The 2390-nt window shown below is 59.2% G+C and carries 1 protein-coding gene; it reads left to right on the top strand.

Annotated elements, in window-relative coordinates; all coding sequences use genetic code 11:
* The coding region (locus tag R2X38_RS26550; RefSeq protein ID WP_317525341.1) for a putative Ig domain-containing protein at positions 1–2390 on the top strand (2390 nt) is incomplete at both ends.

The raw sequence follows: 2390 nt of genomic DNA, 5'->3' as shown, positions 1-2390 counted from the left end.
CCGACCATTTCGGGCACCCCGGCCACCAGCGTGCAGCAGGATGCCAGTTACAGCTTCACGCCAGTGGCCAGCGATATCGACAACGATGACTTGACCTTCAGCATTGATAATTTACCAGCCTGGGCGAGCTTCAATACCGCCAGCGGTCTGCTTTCCGGCACCCCGACCAACGACGATGTCGGCACCACATCAAACATCGTGATCAAAGTCAGCGACGGCAACGAGACCGCGAGTCTTGCGGCGTTTAACTTGGAAGTCATGAATGTTAACGACGCACCGACTATCAGCGGCACCCCGGCCACCAGCGTGCAGCAGGATGCCAGCTACAGCTTCACGCCAGTAGCCAGCGATATCGACAATGATGATCTGAGCTTCAGCATTGATAATCTACCAGCGTGGGCGAGCTTCAACACCGCCACAGGGCAGTTGTTCGGCACGCCGACCAACGACGATGTCGGCACCACGACGAACATCGTGATCAAGGTGAGCGACGGCACGGAAACTGTCAGCCTGGCGGCGTTCAACCTGGAAGTGGTGAACGTCAACGACGCACCGATTATCAGCGGCACCCCGGCCACCAGCGTACAGCAGGATGCCAGCTATAGCTTCACGCCAGTGGCCAGTGATATCGATAACGATGACTTGACCTTCGGTATCGACAATCTGCCGGCATGGGCGAGCTTCAACACCGCCACCGGACAGCTGTTCGGCACACCGACCAACGACGATGTCGGCACCACGTCGAACATCACCATCAAGGTGAGCGACGGCACGGAAACCGCGAGTCTGGCGGCGTTCAACCTGGAAGTGGTGAACGTCAACGACGCACCGACTATCAGCGGCACCCCGGCAACCAGCGTACAGCAGGATGTCAGCTACAGCTTTACCCCGAGCGCCAGTGATATCGACAACGATGACTTGACCTTTGGTATCGACAACCTGCCGGCGTGGGCGAGCTTCAATACCGCCACCGGGCAGCTGTTCGGCACGCCGAGCAACGACGATGTCGGCACCACGTCGAACATCGTGATCAAGGTCAGTGACGCCACAGAAACTGTCAGCCTGGCGGCGTTCAACCTGGAAGTGGTCAACGTCAACGATGCGCCGTCGATATCGGGCACCCCGGCCACCAGCGTACAGCAGGATGCGAGCTATAGCTTCACGCCAGTGGCCAGTGATATCGACAACGATGATCTGACGTTTAGCATTGATAACTTGCCGGCATGGGCGAGCTTCAACACCGCCACCGGGCAGCTGTTCGGCACCCCGAGCAACGACGATGTCGGCACCACGGCGAACATCGTGATCAAAGTCAGCGACGGCACGGAAACCGTGAGCCTGGCGGCGTTCAACCTGGAAGTGGTCAACGTCAACGATGCGCCGTCTATATCGGGCACCCCGGCCACCAGCGTGCAGCAGGATGCGAGCTACAGCTTCACGCCAGTAGCCAGCGATATCGACAACGATGACTTGACCTTTGGTATCGACAACCTGCCGGCATGGGCGAGCTTCAACACTGCCAGCGGGCTGCTGTTCGGCACGCCGACCAACGACGATGTCGGCACCACGACGAACATCGTGATCAAGGTCAGTGATGGCAACGAAACCGCGAGTCTGGCGGCGTTCAACCTGGAAGTGGTGAACGTCAACGACGCACCGATTATCAGCGGCACCCCGGCCACCAGCGTACAGCAGGATGCCAGCTACAGCTTTACCCCGAGCGCCAGTGATATCGACAACGATGACTTGACCTTCGGTATCGACAATCTGCCGGCGTGGGCGAGCTTCAACACCGCCACCGGGCAGCTGTTCGGCACGCCGACCAACAACGATGTCGGCACCACGTCGAACATCACCATCAAGGTGAGCGACGGCACGGAAACCGTCAGCCTTGCGGCGTTCAACCTGGAAGTGGTCAACGTCAACGACGCACCGACGATTTCGGGCACCCCGGCGACTTCGATCAACCAGGATGCCAGCTATAGCTTCACGCCAGTAGCGAGCGATCTCGACAACGATGCGCTGACTTTCGGTGTCGACAACCTGCCAGTCTGGGCGAGCTTCAATACCGCCACCGGGCAGCTGATCGGCACCCCGACCAACGACGATGTCGGCACCACGTCGAACATAGTGATCAAGGTGAGCGACGGCACGGAAACGGTCAGCCTGGCGGCGTTCAACCTGGAAGTGGTCAACGTCAACGATGCGCCGACTATCAGCGGCACCCCGGCGACCTCGGTCAACCAGGATGCCAGCTATAGTTTCACGCCAGTAGCCAGCGATATCGACAATGATGACTTGACCTTCAGCATTGATAATTTGCCGAGTTGGGCGAGCTTCAACACTGCCAGCGGGCTGCTTTCCGGCACGCCGAGCAATGACGATGTCGG

The organism is Photobacterium rosenbergii (genome assembly GCF_033022775.1).
Lineage (GTDB): Bacteria > Pseudomonadota > Gammaproteobacteria > Enterobacterales > Vibrionaceae > Photobacterium > Photobacterium rosenbergii_A.
This window is presented reverse-complemented; position numbering and strand designations above follow the sequence as displayed.